General features: G+C 51.4%; 12 protein-coding genes and 1 tRNA gene. 7 read left to right on the top strand and 6 right to left on the bottom strand.

The window, feature by feature from the left end:
• Positions 1–23 precede the first annotated feature (23 nt).
• On the bottom strand, positions 24–1,253 hold the full coding sequence (locus SA339_13250) for an SDR family oxidoreductase (protein MDW5564176.1): 1,230 nt from the start codon (positions 1,251–1,253) through the stop codon (positions 24–26).
• Between the two features lie 141 nt (positions 1,254–1,394).
• On the opposite strand from SA339_13250, the gene SA339_13245 reads away from it, so the two are divergent.
• Positions 1,395–1,472, top strand: a tRNA-Ile gene (locus tag SA339_13245).
• Positions 1,473–1,890: 418 nt separating this feature from the next.
• Here SA339_13245 and SA339_13240 read toward each other — a convergent pair.
• From SA339_13240 to SA339_13230, 3 genes are all read right to left on the bottom strand, one after another.
• Complete coding sequence (locus SA339_13240; protein ID MDW5564175.1) at positions 1,891–2,667, bottom strand: HAD family phosphatase; 777 nt, start codon at positions 2,665–2,667, stop codon at positions 1,891–1,893.
• Positions 2,668–2,951: 284 nt separating this feature from the next.
• Complete coding sequence (locus SA339_13235) at positions 2,952–3,605, bottom strand: hypothetical protein (protein MDW5564174.1); 654 nt, start codon at positions 3,603–3,605, stop codon at positions 2,952–2,954.
• 869 nt (positions 3,606–4,474) lie between these two features.
• A complete protein-coding gene (locus SA339_13230) occupies positions 4,475–6,022 on the bottom strand; it encodes a PAS domain S-box protein (GenBank protein MDW5564173.1) in 1,548 nt (515 codons plus the stop codon).
• Positions 6,023–6,363: 341 nt separating this feature from the next.
• Between SA339_13230 and SA339_13225 the strand changes: the two genes are divergently transcribed.
• The 6 genes from SA339_13225 (at position 6,364) to SA339_13200 (ending at position 14,410) form a co-directional block, all read left to right on the top strand.
• Positions 6,364–8,574, top strand: a complete 2,211-nt coding sequence (locus SA339_13225) for a PAS domain S-box protein (protein MDW5564172.1) — start codon at positions 6,364–6,366, stop codon at positions 8,572–8,574.
• 299 nt (positions 8,575–8,873) lie between these two features.
• Positions 8,874–10,559 carry a circadian clock protein KaiC gene (gene kaiC / locus SA339_13220; protein MDW5564171.1) on the top strand — a complete coding sequence of 562 codons (1,686 nt, stop codon included), beginning with the start codon at positions 8,874–8,876 and terminating at the stop codon, positions 10,557–10,559.
• A gap of 52 nt (positions 10,560–10,611) precedes the next feature.
• Positions 10,612–10,869 carry a circadian clock KaiB family protein gene (locus SA339_13215; GenBank protein ID MDW5564170.1) on the top strand — a complete coding sequence of 86 codons (258 nt, stop codon included), beginning with the start codon at positions 10,612–10,614 and terminating at the stop codon, positions 10,867–10,869.
• An 11-nt stretch (positions 10,870–10,880) separates the two neighbouring features.
• A complete protein-coding gene (locus SA339_13210) occupies positions 10,881–11,216 on the top strand; it encodes a circadian clock KaiB family protein (protein MDW5564169.1) in 336 nt (111 codons plus the stop codon).
• Between the two features lie 56 nt (positions 11,217–11,272).
• A complete protein-coding gene (locus SA339_13205; GenBank protein MDW5564168.1) occupies positions 11,273–12,874 on the top strand; it encodes a PAS domain S-box protein in 1,602 nt (533 codons plus the stop codon).
• A gap of 348 nt (positions 12,875–13,222) precedes the next feature.
• Positions 13,223–14,410 (top strand): PAS domain S-box protein, encoded by a 1,188-nt coding sequence (locus SA339_13200; protein MDW5564167.1) that lies wholly within the window; start codon positions 13,223–13,225, stop codon positions 14,408–14,410.
• Positions 14,411–14,842: 432 nt separating this feature from the next.
• Here SA339_13200 and SA339_13195 read toward each other — a convergent pair whose 3' ends face one another.
• Positions 14,843–15,349 (bottom strand): archaellin/type IV pilin N-terminal domain-containing protein, encoded by a 507-nt coding sequence (locus SA339_13195; protein ID MDW5564166.1) that lies wholly within the window; start codon positions 15,347–15,349, stop codon positions 14,843–14,845.
• Positions 15,350–15,635: 286 nt separating this feature from the next.
• The gene (locus SA339_13190) at positions 15,636–16,040 is read right to left on the bottom strand and encodes a hypothetical protein (GenBank protein MDW5564165.1); all 405 of its coding nucleotides are present in this window, start codon (positions 16,038–16,040) and stop codon (positions 15,636–15,638) included.
• Between the last annotated feature and the right edge of the window lie 417 nt (positions 16,041–16,457).

Here is a 16,457-nt window from a genome sequence, read left to right as displayed (position 1 = left end):
CGATGACGGATAAATGATATTCCTCAGGCCGCCCCTCTTAATGATGCGAAGATCGCGCTCAATTTTTCGAGGTCCTCGATCCACTGCCGTATGGCCTTCCTGCCCACGTCCAGTTTGGCAGGATCCTTCTCATAATCTTCCAGCATTTTCAGCATATGTGAGTACTGCGCGATCAGTAGGTCGAAACGGGGAGCGACGGACAATATCTTGTCCGCATCACGAGCGGAGATGGCCGCGTTGAGGGAACGAAGGGTCTCCAGCCACTGCTCGACAGGCATTCCCGCGCCCTTCTTGAAGTCCCGCAGGATCCACTGCCGTTTGAACACCACCATCTCCACCCATCCCTTGTATTGGGCCTCGAGGTCCGCGAGGACTCTGCCAATGAGGGACGAAGCTTTGGACCACTGCTCGTCGTCCAGCGCTCCTCCGGCCGCCTCAGATGGTTTTCCAACAGTCAGGCCGATGGCGCTGAGCGCCGCAAAGGAGCTGATCTCCTGTCCTCGGAACCTTTCCGCCAAGGCTACGGCTGCGGCAAACCCCGCTCCAGCCTCCTCGGCCGTCAGCATCGCCTCCTCACTCATGGCATAGAACTCTTCCACGCTCTTGTTATACATTGGGGCCAGGACCGCGATGCCTTCAGTTGACCCAGGGGTCCGCACCAGGCCCGGGCCGATGGTCAGCACATGAACCTTCCGCCCTTCCATTTCCGCGTCAAGCACCCGGGCCAGCTCTACCTGGGCGGTCTTGAAGACCTCATATGCCCCCATGTACGGGGCCGCTCCGGACGAGGACACGCATATGAAAGCCCCGTGATCGCGGGACACCATGGCTGGAACGAAGGCCCGCGCCAGCAGCACCGGCCCGCGGATGTTCACGCCATAGGCAAGGTCCCAGCCCTCGATGCCGACGTCGGCCACCGCGCCCATCCTGAAGGCGGTGGCGTTGTTGATGACCACATCCACCGGCCCGAGCTTTTTCTCAACCTCGACCTTCATCGCCTGAACGCTATCCTCCCTGGAGACGTCGGTCTTGATGAATAGCGCGGCGTGTGGTCCGAACTCATGACGGAGCGCCGTTTCCGCCGCGTTGCCAGTTGTCTCGTCTATCTCCGCGATCACCACCTTGGACCCTAGCCAGGCGAGAGATCTCGCGGCCTCCAGGCCGATGCCACGTCCCGACCCGGTGACCACGCATACCTCTCCCTTGAGGCAGCCTCGGACCAGTGTTCCCCTCTCGATGATCAGGATATTCAACTCCCGTGATGGGAATGAGGTGACGGCTCATAAGATACGTACAGGAATTCCTTGTTCATGGAAAAAAGGCGGCCGAAGACGTCCTGAACCGGCCAAGAATGGAAAGCTTTAAAATGGAAGGCAGTATTCCCAGAAGCACAAGGGCCCGTAGCTTAGCCTGGCTGGAGCGCCCGGCTGATAACCGGGAGGTCAAGAGTCCAAATCTCTTCGGGCCCACCATCATTGTCCAGTCAAAACCCGATGTTCCGATTCTGAGAACATACGGGTCAGACCCTACTTTCCGAGATATTTTCTGATGCCCGGCGATATACCGGTCGGATTGAGAAGTCCTACGATGCTCTTGAACGCGGAGAGCTTATCGCCATTACTGACAGACCTCAGCTCCGGGGGATCAGGAAGGTATTAGGTCGGACCATTGGAGCGGCGTCGTCTTTCTTACTCTCTTCAAGAAGCATAGCAATATCGTTTAATCGTTCATCGACTCAACTTTTCATCTCGCTGGATCTGAGCCTACGGTATTTTCCAAATGTCGTGGGAGCATCGTTCCATCGTTAGGCCTCGAAGGCTTCCGCACATTCATCAATGGATTGTATTAGATTTGGGGTTTATGATACAAGAGCTTTGTTTGTGGGCGATTTCAGAGGTCGTTCCAATCCACTATTGTGTCCAAGCATATTCTCAGATCATCGCCCTCATGAATGACCTCGCCCATCGTTGAGGCGTACTCGTCGGTAGGATTGAACGCTATGGAGTGCCCGGATTCCAGAAACATGCCGACATCGTTACAGCTATCCCCAACGGCCACGGTCTCTTCCTTAGATATTTTGTTTTCCTCCATCCAAGAACGAAGGCCTTTCTCCTTCTCCAGGTAGCTCACTTTCCGAATGTAGTTAGGCACAAGCCGTCCATTCGAGCCTATTTCAAACCAGTTGGCCTTCCAATCATGGAACTTGGCTGTTACCCCTATCCACCGGGCCAGTGGTTCCGCCCCTGCGGAGATGATGACGCACTTGACTCCCAGCGACGTGAGCGTCGATATGCATTCCTGGACTCCCACTCTGAGGTGAGTATTTTGGATAATTGCATCCTCGATCTCTCGGGCGGTCAGATCGGGGTGAGCTAAAATGATCTCTCTAAGATTTGATGCTGCCCACTCATCCTGATCGATATGCCCCTCCATGTACAAGCGATAGAGTGGTTTAGGGTCATGACCATAGATACGAAACAATGTATCCCAAGAGCTGGCCTCCTGAGTAAGCGTTCCGTCCATGTCGAATGCTACAAGCCTGATCATGATCTGCTCGCTAACGGATGGTAACGGTCTAAGAAATAGATATTGGGATTGGCCTTCAGCCAGCGGCTCGTACTTCAAGAGATACACCGGCCGTGCGAGCGAGATGAAGATCGTCGCCAAGACGATTGGCCACCGTTTCGAACGAATATATCGGATATGGGACATCAGCCCGCATATAATCGCAGAACTCAGCCCCTGTTAACATCCGGACGACGACATCGCTTCAATCAGAGCGGCAAGTCCCAATGATCTCCCGCTCCCGCATGGGCAACTTAGCTCCAAGGACGGCATGATTTCATCACGTAAACAATGGGGGCGCATCATCGGGAATGAGTTCAGGCATGAAATCAAGAACGTCGATGGTCGATCGCTGAAATAAAAAGGGTTGGGAAGGTGTTTGATCCCTACAGCTGAGCAACGATCAGGTCGTCCTGGTTCTGGACCACACTGTTGAAGTGCGCCTGATCGAACGTATACGATGCAGATGTATATCCGATCCTATCCCAGCATACTACGTTGTTCTGCCTGTACAAGATTCCGTAGTGCGCGTCAAGTGTCGGAGTCGCATCATGGCTTGTCGTCTGATACGTCACATCGCCTATGCTGGGCGAGGTCAGGCTGGTGATCGTATAGGAGGAGCCATACGACGCGATGGTCGAGTTCAGGAACGAGGAGGCATCTGCGATCGAGCTGAAGACGAAGACATATGTGCTCTGCTCTGCGATGGTCTCAGTGGTCGAGTTGTAGTAGATGAGAGTGTTCGTGCTGCTGATCGCGTTCGAATACATGTATGAGGGGACCATCGTCGTGCCTGGTGTCCATCCAGCACCCATATTGGATGGCGTTATGGTATAGTTACCCGCCGATGCAGTCGACACCAAATTGCTCTTATCCTGTGTTGGGGTTGTTCCGTTGTTGCTCGTATCTGAGTTCGCTCCATTGTTGCTCGGATCTGAGTTCACTCCGTTGTTATTCGAATCTAAGTTCACTCCGTTGTCGTTCGATGCCGAGCTTGCACCGTTGAAAGCACCCATCGAAGCAGCGATCAGGATCGCCACAACACAGACCACTATAGCCGACCCAGCTACGGTGGCGACATTCTTTTTTGACCTCAGGGGTCCGCCTAACGACGGTTCGTTGGAACTTGGCCCATCTTGGGAAAGCCCCGCCGGGGCTACAGGGCCCTGGTTAGTGGTCTGATTCTTTACAGTCGAGCTTTTATTGGTCGTCGCCGAGCCATCAACTAATGAATTAATAGTGGATGAGGGAGCATTATTTGCAGATATATGGGATTCGGAAGATGTCACCGCACTAAGAGTTTGTCTCGCTGTGGCAGTACTAGAATCCCCCGTATAGGCGCTAATCTCCTGTGTACTGTCCAAGCGGTTTGTAAAATTCGACGCAATAGTCGATTTGTTACTAATGTTGGGGGAATTGACCCCACTGGCTTTCTCCATCCGTTCACGAGTACCGGGCGGCGCGTTCGCCCAGTAGATTTCGTAAGCATCTAGGTCCAATCCGCATTGAGGGCATTTTTTTACCTCTTGCGGCAAACTTATATTACAGCTGGGGCAATGTCTGCCCTGGTCTGGCTTGGTGGATCCCTGCATCATATTAGCATGGACATAATTTTATCACCTCCTATAAAAATAACCTATCTGAATATCAGCTCGGTATAGAGCTACTGTACGCAACTGGGTAGGCCAATCAGGACCGGGTCTAAAGAGCGACCGAAATAAAAGGATGCTTTGTGCTCCGGTGCAATATTGATGCCGCTCATGGTGACGTGATAATGACGCCACACGTTTCGATGCTGAGTGTGATGCCTCGGATGTTGCTCGGTCGGAAAGATCCATACTCTCTCATAATATTGCGTTTCATTGTCAAGCAAACAATCGATACATTGCCCCAGGCATGCGATATTTGGCTACATGCCCACTTTCTTATCAGACTGTATCGGTGCATGCTCATCATTCTTCCATTCGGTGATATCCATATAGGTGCCGAGAACACCAACCACCTCTCCTTTCTTATCCCTCAGGGGTATCTTATTAGTTAGGAGGGTGATGATCCTGCCATCGGGAGTTCTTTGGGACTCCCTTATCAATAATTTGGGTGCCCCACTTTCGATGACCTGCCGATCGTCTTTTTGATAGATCTCGGCTTGATCAGCCCATATCATTTGAAAATCATTTTTCCCGATCACGTCCTCAGGATCCGGATATCCAGCATCCTGCGCGAATGCCATATTGCAGCCGAGGAAGGTTAGGTTCTCATCCTTCCAGAACACTCGGACAGGTATGTTATCCACAATTCCTCTAAAGAGCTGGGCTGATTGGTTTAGAGCCTCTTCCGCCTGCTTACGCTCGGTAATATCCGTCGACGAGCCCAACATCATCTCGACCCCTCCCAATGTCAGTAATTGTGCAGACATGAGCATTACGCCCATTCTACCGTCCTTCCGAACGATCTCGCTCTCCCAATCCCGCACCGAACCGTAATTTCTAAGGCAACGGATAAATTCATCCCACTCCTCGGGATGTTTCCATATCCCTAGCTCAATCGTTGAGTGTCCGACGAAATCTTCTCTTGGGTAGCCTGTATTTTCCAACCAGGTTTCGTTAACATCGACGATGTGTCCATCACTAACTCGAGCAAGGATAATATTGGCTGCACTATTCTGGAATACTTTGGCGTATTTTTCCTCAGATCTGCGCAGGGTTTCTTCGGCCTGTCTTTGCACGGTGATGTCTTGCAATAGACCTAATATTTTGATCACTGTTCCCGATTCATCCCTTTCGAGCTCGGCGATAGAATGAATGGTTCGGGGAGCACCGCCATTGGCCGGGTGTATCTCATAAACCAAATCATACTTCTTTCCAATGCTGGCAGCATCCACCAGTGCTTGGTGCGCAACCTCTCGATTGATGATGCAGGCTTCGATATCCTCGACAGGCACCTCACCACTATGGCGATTCATGCCGAAAATGGCAAATCCTTCCTCGGAGCCCCATATCATGCGCGGCGAGTCTGGGCTGTATTCCCAACACCCCGTTTGGCCAAGAGCGTGGGCTTTCTTGAGACGCTCTTGGTTTTCATGCAACGCTCTTTCAGCCCGGCTCCGACGGACCGCTTCCTTGATCTTGTGCTCCAGCTCAACATACTGCGCTGTAGGGTTCCCACCCTTCTGCAGGTAGAAGTCCGCCCCGGAGTTCAACGCCTCGATAACGACCTCTTCACGCCCTTTGCCTGTAAAGAGGATAAATGGTATCTTATTTCCTCGAGCCCTCAGGTTCTTAAGAAAATTTATGCCATTGCTAACTGGCATCTGGTAATCGGATACAATGGCGTCGTATTTTGTATGAAGCATCGCATTTTCTGCATCGGCAACGCTAATGAACGTGTCCACATGCAGATCCCCCGACGATTCTAAAAAAGATTTTCCGAGTTCCAACATTGGAGCTTCATCATCCACATACAGTACACGCATATCCTTCGCTCTGAAGGAAAATTATTGCTCCGAGGATAGAAATATTGCTGTTCTGCAAACCAAAATTGATATCGTGTTAATAATGAATAATCCACTGTAGAGTTTTGTATGAATCGTTTACTCCACCATAGAATATTGACGGCGTCGTCGTGGTCAATCTGAAACCCTTCTTGCTACTTCCTTTCACCAGTGATCGTAAGATTGTCACAACATTGTCGACCGCCGACCTAAGTCATATATTAACGTCCCAAGCATATCTAACAACGTCAGCGGGATGGCCAAACATTTCAGAGAGGATGCGGGGCAGCATTCAGGCGGCCATCAATATGAGCTCGGAAAGGGGAAGGAACGGCGAGACGACTCATGAGCTGATTGATGGGGGTGGTTTCAGCGAGAGCGAGGTCCGCTTCCGCTCCTTCTTCGATAACTACGCCGATGCCATGTTCATCGGCAAACCGGATGGGACCATCCTCGCGGCGAACCCCGCTGCGCAGAAGATGTTCGGCATGACCGAGGCCGAGCTCAGAGCTGCTGGCAGGAGCGGGATAACGGTCAACGACGAGAGGATGGATAGAGCAATACGAGAGCGGTCGGAGAAGGGCACGACGACATCCGAGCTTATTTTCCGACGTAAGGACGGCAGTACCTTCCCCGGTGAGGCCACTTCTACCCTGTTCAAGGATGCCAAAGGTTCTACCGGTGCTACGATCGCCATACGGGATATAACTGAGCGGAAGCGGTGGGAGGAATCCGTTGCTAGAACGAAGGGGGAGATGTCCACGATCCTTGAGCATATCGATCAAGGCTTCTTCTCACTGAACAAGGACTGGCAGTTCAAATACGTCAACAGGGTGGCAGCAGAGAATGTCGGTCGGAAACCTGAAGATCTCGTGGGCAAGGACCTCAGGAGGGAGTTCCCACTGTACACAACAACGAAGGCAGCGGCGCTCTATCAAAAAGTAATGGAGGAACGGGTCGTGGCCACTATAGAAGAGCGGGGGATTATGACCGGCCGGGATTACGAGCAGATCATATATCCAATTCCAGAAGGCATCGCCGTCTTCTGGAATGATGTCACCGATCGCAAGAAAGTGGAGGAAGCTTTACTAAATGCTAAACTTGAGTGGGAGCAGACCTTCGATCACATTCCCGATCTGATCGCCATCCTGGACGCCGATCAGAACATTGTGCGCGCGAACAAAGCGATGCTCGAGCACATGGGCTCGCCAGACCCCGAGCAATATGTGGGGCAGAAGTGTTTTCATTGTGTGCACGGCACCAATTGCCCTCCAGAATTCTGCCCTCACGTTCTAACGCTAGCCGATGGCAAGGAGCATGTGGCGGAGGTTCACGAGGAGAGACTTGGTGGAGACTTCCTGGTGAGCACGACGCCCATAATCGATAAACTCGGCAGGATCAAGGGGACCGTGCATGTCGCCAGAAACATCACTGAATTGAAAAAGACCGAAGACGCGCTGAGAGAAAGCGAGACCAAGTACAAGGGACTGTTCGAGAATATCAAAGAGGGAGTTAGCTTACGCCGCCTGGTTTACAACAGTTGGGGTGAGGTCATAGATGCGGTACTCGTCGAAGCCAATCCCGCCGCCCTAGAGGTCTATGGAGCTAGCTCGATCGAGGAGCTGAGAGGTAAGTCATACTACGATACGGCCAGCCCTAACATGGCCGTTGCTGCGCTTGATATCGTACGAGAGATGAAAGCCTCGGGAGAGCCGGTCACCGCTGAGGAACACTCCGACATCAATAATCGCGACTATCAAATCACCACAACGCCGCTCGGAAAGGATCTGGTGATTACCACCAGCGTCGATATAACGGAACGCAAGCGAAGCGAGGAACTGATCAAGCGTTCGAACGAGGAGCTGCGACAGTTCGCTTACGTCGCCTCGCACGATCTCCAGGAACCATTGAGAATGGTCACCTCCTACCTTGGCCTTCTAGAAAAGAAGTTCGGCAATGAGCTCAGTCCTCAGGCCAAGGAGTTCATGGGGTTCGCTGTCGACGGATCGTTGAGAATGAAACTGCTGATCGATGACCTTTTGGAATATTCACGTATCGATTCGAGGCCGGTCAATCTGGAAGATGTTGACATGAACATCGAAGCAGAGACCGTTCTCCATGATCTTCGGTCTGCCATCGAAGAGAAAGAGGCCGAGGTGATCGTTAACCCCTTGCCAACCATCCGTGCCGACGATACGCAGATGAAGCAACTCCTAACAAACTTGATCTCCAACGCCATCAAGTTCCATGGCCACAAGCCGTCGAGGGTAGAGGTCTCGGCGATAACCTATGGCAATGAGTTCGTCTTCTGTGTGAAGGATAACGGGATAGGCATTGATCCCCGATACGCAGACAGGTTGTTCAAGATGTTCTCCCGCCTGCACACCAAGGAAGAGTATCCTGGGACGGGAATAGGTTTGGCGATCTGCAAGAAGATCGTGGAGCGTCACGGCGGCAGAATATGGTTCGAGAGCGAATCGGGCAAGGGGACGACGTTCTACTTCGCTATCCCGGCGTAAGGCGAACAATAAGGGAGCTTTCGATCCAGTTGTATATCGTTGCTCAGATGCTGAAATAAAAATTCGCGGAACGTATAGATCCGACCGCATGAGTGCAATCTGAACTGCCCGAAATGTTCCGATCGCCGATTTCCATCTAATATTTAATTATTAACACAATATAATAAGATGATATAAGTAGAGTCTGTTCAGATATAAGCTCATTCGGCGTGGCTGGTAGCACCATGCATCATTCTGCATGATGGCAGCTTGACTCCCCCGAAGGTGATATCACCATGGCTAGAAGATCGCAGTCATCGATGAGTAAGGATTTGCCGAAGGCACAAACGGGAATCGAAGGTTTCGATGAGATCACTCAGGGCGGCCTCCCCCGCGGACGACCGACATTGATAGTCGGTGGACCTGGCAGCGGCAAGACGCTGCTCTCCATGGAGTTCCTGGTCAACGGCGCCATGAAGTACGGCGAACCCGGGGTATTCTTTTCATTCGAGGAAACGGAAGATGAGCTAGCGCAGAACGTCGCCTCCCTCGGCTTCAATATCAAGGCGCTCAAGGAGGGTAACATGCTGGCGATCGATCACGTCAAGATCGAGGCGGCAGAGATCGTGGAGACCGGCGATTATGACTTGGAGGGGTTATTCGTCCGCCTTGGTTACGCGATCGATTCTGTGAAGGCCAAGCGTGTTGTCCTGGATACGATAGAGTCCATCTTCTCGACCTTCGGCAATACGGTCATCCTACGGTCCGAACTGCGCCGCCTGTTCCGTTTCCTGAAGGAGAAGGGCGTTACCGCCGTCATCACTGGCGAAAAGGGAGAGAACACGTTAACTAGGGACGGTCTGGAGGAATACGTCTCCGACGCCGTGATCGTTCTAGATAACCGCGTCATCGGCAATATTGCCACCAGGCGGATGCGCATCATCAAGTACCGTGGTTCTTCGCACGGCTCGAACGAATATCCGTTCTTGATAGATGAGAACGGCTTCTCCATGCTGCCGGTGACCTCCCTGGGCCTCGATGCAAAGGTCACCGATGAACGCATCTCCACTGGAATATTGGATTTGGATGCCATGCTTGGCGGGAAAGGGTACTTCAGGAGTAGCACCGTCCTCATCACCGGGCAGGCGGGAACAGGGAAGACCAGCTTCGGCATGGAGTTCGTTCGGGCGGCTTGCGAGAGTGGCAAGAGATCACTCTTTATCACCTTCGAGGAATCGCCAGATCAGGTGGTCCGCAACATGCGGGCTATCGGCATCGAGCTTCAGCCTTTCGTCAAGAGGGGACTATTGCGGATACGCGCCGACCGGCCGACCTCATACGGCCTGGAGATGCACCTGGCAACCATACATAAGTTGGTCCGGGACTTTAGGCCGGATGTGGTTGTCATCGACCCCATTAGCAGCCTAATGTCCATCGGCGAGGAGGCGGAGATCCGCTCGACCCTCGTCCGCTTGGCCGATTACCTGAAGATGAGCGGCATCACCTCACTCTTCACCGACCTCAAGCACGCCGAGCAGCCGAGAGAGAGTTCGATGATCTCCTCGCTGGTGGATACCTGGATTTTTCTGGAAAGCATCGAGTCCAATGGTGAAAGCGACCGCATCCTGCATCTGGTTAAGTCCAGAGGCATGGCGCACTCCAACCAGATTCGCGAGTTCCATATAACCAGCAAAGGCATCGAACTCATCCCACCCTACGTTGGCCCGGCCGGAGTGTTTACCGGGTCCGCTCGCTATGCCCAGGAGGCCAAGGAGAGGGCCGAAGAGGTCATCCGGGCCGAGGAGTTCGATAGACTCAAGGCCGCTCTTGAGCAGCAGCGCGAGGTGTTGGAAAGTCAAATCGAGGCACAGCGCGCCGAGTTCGCTAACAAAGAGGCGGACTTGCAGAGGCGCATCGAAGCAGAGAACAGGCGCAAGGAAGCGATCGAATCCAGCAGAAGACATATGAGGATAATGAGGACTAATAGCAGTAAAAGGGGCGATTGATCTGGTCGAACACGCAAAAAGTAAGCGGGAGGCATTCGACCTTGTTCTCTACGTGGCTGGTCAGACCCCAAAGTCCTTAGCAGCCATTGCCAACTTGAAGAGGATGAGCGAGGACCTTACAGATTATGAAGTTCATATCGAAATCATAGATCTGCAGAAAGATCCTCAACTTGCCAAAGTTGACCAGATCGTTGCTGTCCCGACGCTGGTAAGAAGGCTTCCTCCCCCGATGAGAAAGATCATTGGCGACCTATCCAACGAGGAAAAGGTGCTCATCGGCTTGAACATACGAGATCGTGGTACGAGGTAAGTGGATGCGCCATGTCTGAAGCAAGTAAAACGGATCCCAGTGCCGACGTGAGGTACATACTGCGGCTCTATGTCACAGGAATGACTCCCAGGGCCCAGGATGCAATAAGGAACATTCGAAAGATATGCGAGGAAGAGCTCAAAGGTCGATACGAATTGCAGATCATTGATATCTATCAGCAGCCGGAGCTCGCAAAGAAGGAACAGATATTGGCTGCCCCTACTCTCATCAGGGAGCTCCCCCTTCCGCTAAGGAAGTTGGTGGGGGACATGTCGAACAAGGAAAAGGTCGTTCTTGGCTTAGAGATATTACCAGGAAAAACCGATAAGGTGGAAGGAATGAAGTGAAAGCAGAAGACGCAGATGTTCCCGACCAAGACCGTTTATCATCCGAGAATAGAAGCTTGAGGGCCAAAGTTGGGAAGCTCGAAGAGCGGTTATCAGAGAGCGAGGGGACGCTGAAGGCCATATTGAGCGGGGAGGTTGATGCCATCCTGGTATCGACCCCGGAGGGAGAGCGCATCTTCACTCTCAAAGGGGCGGAGGAGCCGTATCGCGTCCTATTCGAGCAGATGAGCGAGGGCGCGGTCACCGTCTCACATGATGGCATCATATTATTTTGCAACCAGAGCTTCGCCGATATGATGAAGGCCCCCCTCGAGAACATCATTGGAATAAATCTGGAGACCTTCCTATGCCCCTCAGAAGTTTACTCTTATCGAGAACTCATCGAGCAAAGCATCGATCGGCCAGCACGGGGGGACCTGAGTTTCAAGGCTGCCGATGGGACGATGGTCCCGGAGCACTTGTCGGTAAGCTACCTGCCGACTGCGGGCGAGCCCATGCATTGCATCGTACTAGCAGACCTGTCCGAGCATATCCGGGCGGAGGAAGCCCTCAGAAAGGCATATGGCGAACTTGACGAGAAAGTCCAGGAACGCACCAGGGAGCTGAGCGAGAGCGAGCAGCGATTTAGAGTGCTCATCCAGTCTTCTTCACAGGCCGTATGGGAGACGGACGCCTCGGGCAAGGTAATCGCCGACTCGCCCTCGTGGAGAACTTACACTGGCCAAACGCTCGAGGAGTGGATGGGTTATGGGTGGGTGGACGCAGCCCACCCCGACGACCGTGGATACGCCGAGAGGCACTGGAGAGAAGCTTTGTCTGCGGGAAGCGATATGAATGCGGAATTCCGCCTCCGGGGTCCCGATGGCGGATGGAGATGGACGAACGTGCGGGCTGCGCCGATCCGTGACGAGGAGGGGCGAATCGTCAAGTGGGTTGGGATGAACCTCGACATCACGGCACGAAAGCGAGGGGAAGAAGAGCTTCGACGCTCCAATGAAGAGCTGCAGCAATTCGCTTACGTCGCCTCGCACGATCTACAAGAACCATTGCGAATGGTCACCATGTACTTGGCACTGCTTAGTAAAAGATACAGCCGTGAGTTGAGTCCTCAAGCCCAAGAGTACATGGGGTCGGCCGTTGAAGGGTCGCTGCGGATGAAGGAACTCATCGGCGATCTGTTGCAGTACTCCCGTCTCGATGCGCAGCCGATGGAATTGAAAGAGGTCGACATGAACGATCTGACGGCTCAGGTCTTGGAAACTCTAAGGGCCACTATCGAAGAGGCTGGTGCCGAGGTGATGGTCGGCCCCTTGCCGGTCGTCAGGGCCGATGAGCAGCAGATCGCCCAGATCCTCCAAAACCTCGTTTCCAACGCCATAAAGTTCCTCTCCGATAGGGAACCGAGGGTTGAGGTATCCTCAATCACCTTCGACAACGAGTACGTCTTCTCTGTGAAGGACAACGGCATCGGCATCGATCCCAAGTACCAGGACAAGCTGTTCAAGATGTTCTCCCGGCTGCACACCAGAGAGGAGTATCCTGGGACGGGCATCGGCCTGGCGATCAGCAAGAAGATCGTCGAACGACACGGCGGCAGAATATGGTTCGAGAGCGAACCAGGCAAGGGGACGACGTTCTTCTTCACAATACCGACATGAGTGCGAATGATAATGGGGCTTGAGACCCGTACATAATATTGATGAGCATCAACTATCTAAGGTGGCCTGGAGATGCTGGTTCATACTCATAGCAATGTAGGCCGCCTCTTGGCCAGACAAACCGGCTTATAGTCGCGACTCAGAACCAGATATGCCGACCAGGTGCCTCTAGTCCTTTGCATCAACGCTTCGCCTTAACGGCAACTACCTCCTGCTCCTGGCCGGCAACAAGGCTAGGGGCAACTGACGAAATGAATAACACGCATCGGACCTGTTACCGATTGTCTATTACCATAATGGATATCTACGGCAAATATCTAAAAACACAATTAATCTGCTCGAGATGCAATGATTCACATTCTCTATATTGATGATGAACCTGCATTATTGGAGATAGGGAAGGTTTTTTTAGAATCATGTGGTAAAATATCGGTCGATACGGCCCTAAGCGTAAAAGATGCGGAAAGTTTGGTACAGCACAACAGATATGATTGCATCATATCTGACTACCAAATGCCAGTCATCAACGGCATAGAGTATTTAAAAATCCTACGTTCTCGAGGTAACTCCATACCATTCATACTATTTACCGGCAAAGGACGAGAGGAAGTGGTCATCGAAGCGTTGAATGCCGGTGCAGATTTCTATATTCAAAAGGGAGGACAACCCGAAGTTCGTTTCAGAGAACTGCAACACCAGATCGATGTAACTGTACAAAAAAGAAAAGCAGAGGAAAACGTGATCGCATCTAACGCCAAGCTTAGGGCGGCCATCGATCTTGCCAATATCGGTTATTGGTCATTCGATGTTCATGCGATGACCTTTTCCGCAGATAGTAGTCATTTGCGGCACATCTATGGTTCCGATGTCAACCGAGGTAATGGTCTCGAGATCACATTTGACCGCTACATCAGGGAGATAGTTCATCCTGAAGATGTAGATATGATGGTCAAGATTCGGGACAGTATCCTATCCTTAGAAAGCAACAACGGGCAGGGCACCTATCGCATAATTCGACCAGATGGGACTATTCGCTTGATCCTTTTTACTTACACAGTCGTCCGTGATGTCAATGGTAAACCATTAACGGTATTCGGAGCAGCCCAGGACATTACTGAGTACAAAGAAAAAGAGGCAATACTGAAAGAAAATGAGCAAGACTTCAAGGCATTCGTGGATCAATGTACCGACGGCATCTTACTGCTAGATGATGCTGGGACCATCATTCAGTGGAATCGATCATTGGAAAAAATTACTGGGTTAGATGCCGATGAAGTGATGGGGCAATCATTTTGGGATGTGGCCCAGAGGATTCTGCCGGATGAAGAAAGGAATTCGAGTATTTTTGAATCGAGGAAAGCTGCATTTATTGACTTAATGAAAAAAGGCCAAGCAGATACGGTAGATAATAGAGTCATTCGATACATAAAGAGGCCGGATGACCAAATTAAAAGATTGGAGAGAACCTTTTTTAAGATCACTGTCGGCTCTCATCACAGATATGGTTCAATCGTTAGAGATGTGACTGAGGCGTGATGGTACAAATGAGCTTGGGGCCCGATTGGTCGTCGATTGCCCAGATACGAAGAAATGTGACCATACCTTTAAACGTAAAATTTGCCATCTGGATGTCTGGTCGGGGAAGTTGCCAGTCCATACTATGTAGGCAGCAAAGCGTTTCCTCCCATTTCTCCCCGACCACCTCTCACTTCCCCGATTGTGATTGACCGCTGACCTGGCTGGCCTATTGTCCGGAATAGCATTGATAAGCTCATAGACTGCCCTCGAACCAGTATTCTCTTCACCAAATTTATATGTGATAATTTTCTCGGGCAGGCTGGAAGCGTTTGTAAGTTGACTTTGCTCAAGATCGATGACCGATGTCTCTTCTCGACATATGTCACATCCGTCTCTTCACAGGTCAACTCTCTTTGTCATATGCTGTCACCCTGACGCCTGAAGACAATCTCACCTCAACTGTATGATGCCATCCATGAGCACGTCGGGAAGGGTCAGATCGATGACGTTCGAGTATCCCACAGAGGGAATTATCATGATCGAAATCTGGCTATCTGGGCCGGCAGAGAGATCACTGAAAGTCATTTTTATCCTATCATCATAGACTACGGTGTTAGTGGAGTCACTGGGCACATCCATGCTCGTCGAAAAGGCCCCGTCGGATATTGTCACGGAGGCTACAACATGATCGAGATTGACAGCAGAGCTGCCAGGCCCAAGCTTTAGAAAGACCTGAAGCTCGGTCAACTTGCCATGGGAGACGACACCATAGACCGAATCAGTCACAAAACCTATAGACACCGAAGAAGTGGCATCGTTTCCTGTCTGAGTTGCTTGCTCCCGAACAACATTGGCAGTGGAGATGAGCACAGATGCAGCGACCGCCGCCACAAGAACTGCAGCGATGAATATGATCATAGTGCCTACGCCCATTTCTCCACGAGTATCATGTTTCATCTTACTCAGGGTTGCATAATATTGCACTAATATTATTCTTACTATAAGATATATTGATATCTAGAATGATTGCCTTCCCTGTCAACCTTGCCCGAGCATTTTTCTTGTCCATATTTTCTGATCTCGGCTTCATGTGACTGTGCTTCTTTTTCCACTAAAATACTGCACCCATATATGATGTGGAGTAGATGAGAAACGCCTCTGCCTCATTTTATCGACCATGAATACGCAGGGACTTGTTTTTTTATCCAATGGCTTTGATGACACCAAGTCAAGAGAGTTTAGATCAAATGAACGCTGGAACGCTGATGCATCCGAGGAGACTGCTAAGGATGATGACATCAATTGCCGGCATCGTTGTCCTCATCGAATCTCTAAATTTTTTGGGCCAGGTCACGACAGCGAGCTTTGCAGGTCTCGGCGTTCTATCAACTGACATGGTATCGATGATCTTGCTCCAGGTTGCTATCCTTTCTCTGATGATCTCGATCCCTTCCTTGTTGGGCCTTATGAACGGACACGAGGCCATAAGAAAAACCCAGAAATGGACATCATGGATGTCGTTGGCTGCGGGAATGGTGCTGAGTGTCGAGGGGATTGCGACCGTAGGCCTTAGGAACTCGAGCTTATTCGGAGCGACCGCCGCGACGATGACGGTGATCGGTTTGCAGATGTACGCTCTAGGGGTCATGTCAGTGACCACTCATACTTGGGACAGGTGGAACCTATCTCTAGCCAGAGCGATCCCCAGCATTGGCGTGCTCTTGCTTTTCATATTGCTACTCCCTCCAGCCTTACTCGTTAGGTTATAAGTTAGGCTACTCAGAATCAAGCTCTGTAAGTCGAATAGACACATCGATTTGACATCATTATGATTAATAATTATCTGGCCATTCTTATTATCGCGATTAATATTAATAAACATGTCTTTTTATTATGAATATGAAGATTTTATGATGGGTCTAGAGGGGCGCTGCCCCAGATGACATGAGATGGGTAACATGAATTTCAAGAGAAGCAAGCTAACCGGATCAAGCCTTCTGATGTTGATCGGATGTATCTGCATGGCCACCATATTCGTCAGCGCGGCCGTGCTCATACTGTCGAT

Origin of the sequence: Methanomassiliicoccus sp. (assembly GCA_033485155.1) — an archaeon.
In the GTDB taxonomy this organism is placed as follows: domain Archaea; phylum Thermoplasmatota; class Thermoplasmata; order Methanomassiliicoccales; family Methanomassiliicoccaceae; genus UBA6.
Note: the sequence above shows the minus strand (reverse complement) of the source record. Positions and strands in the feature narration are given on the sequence as shown.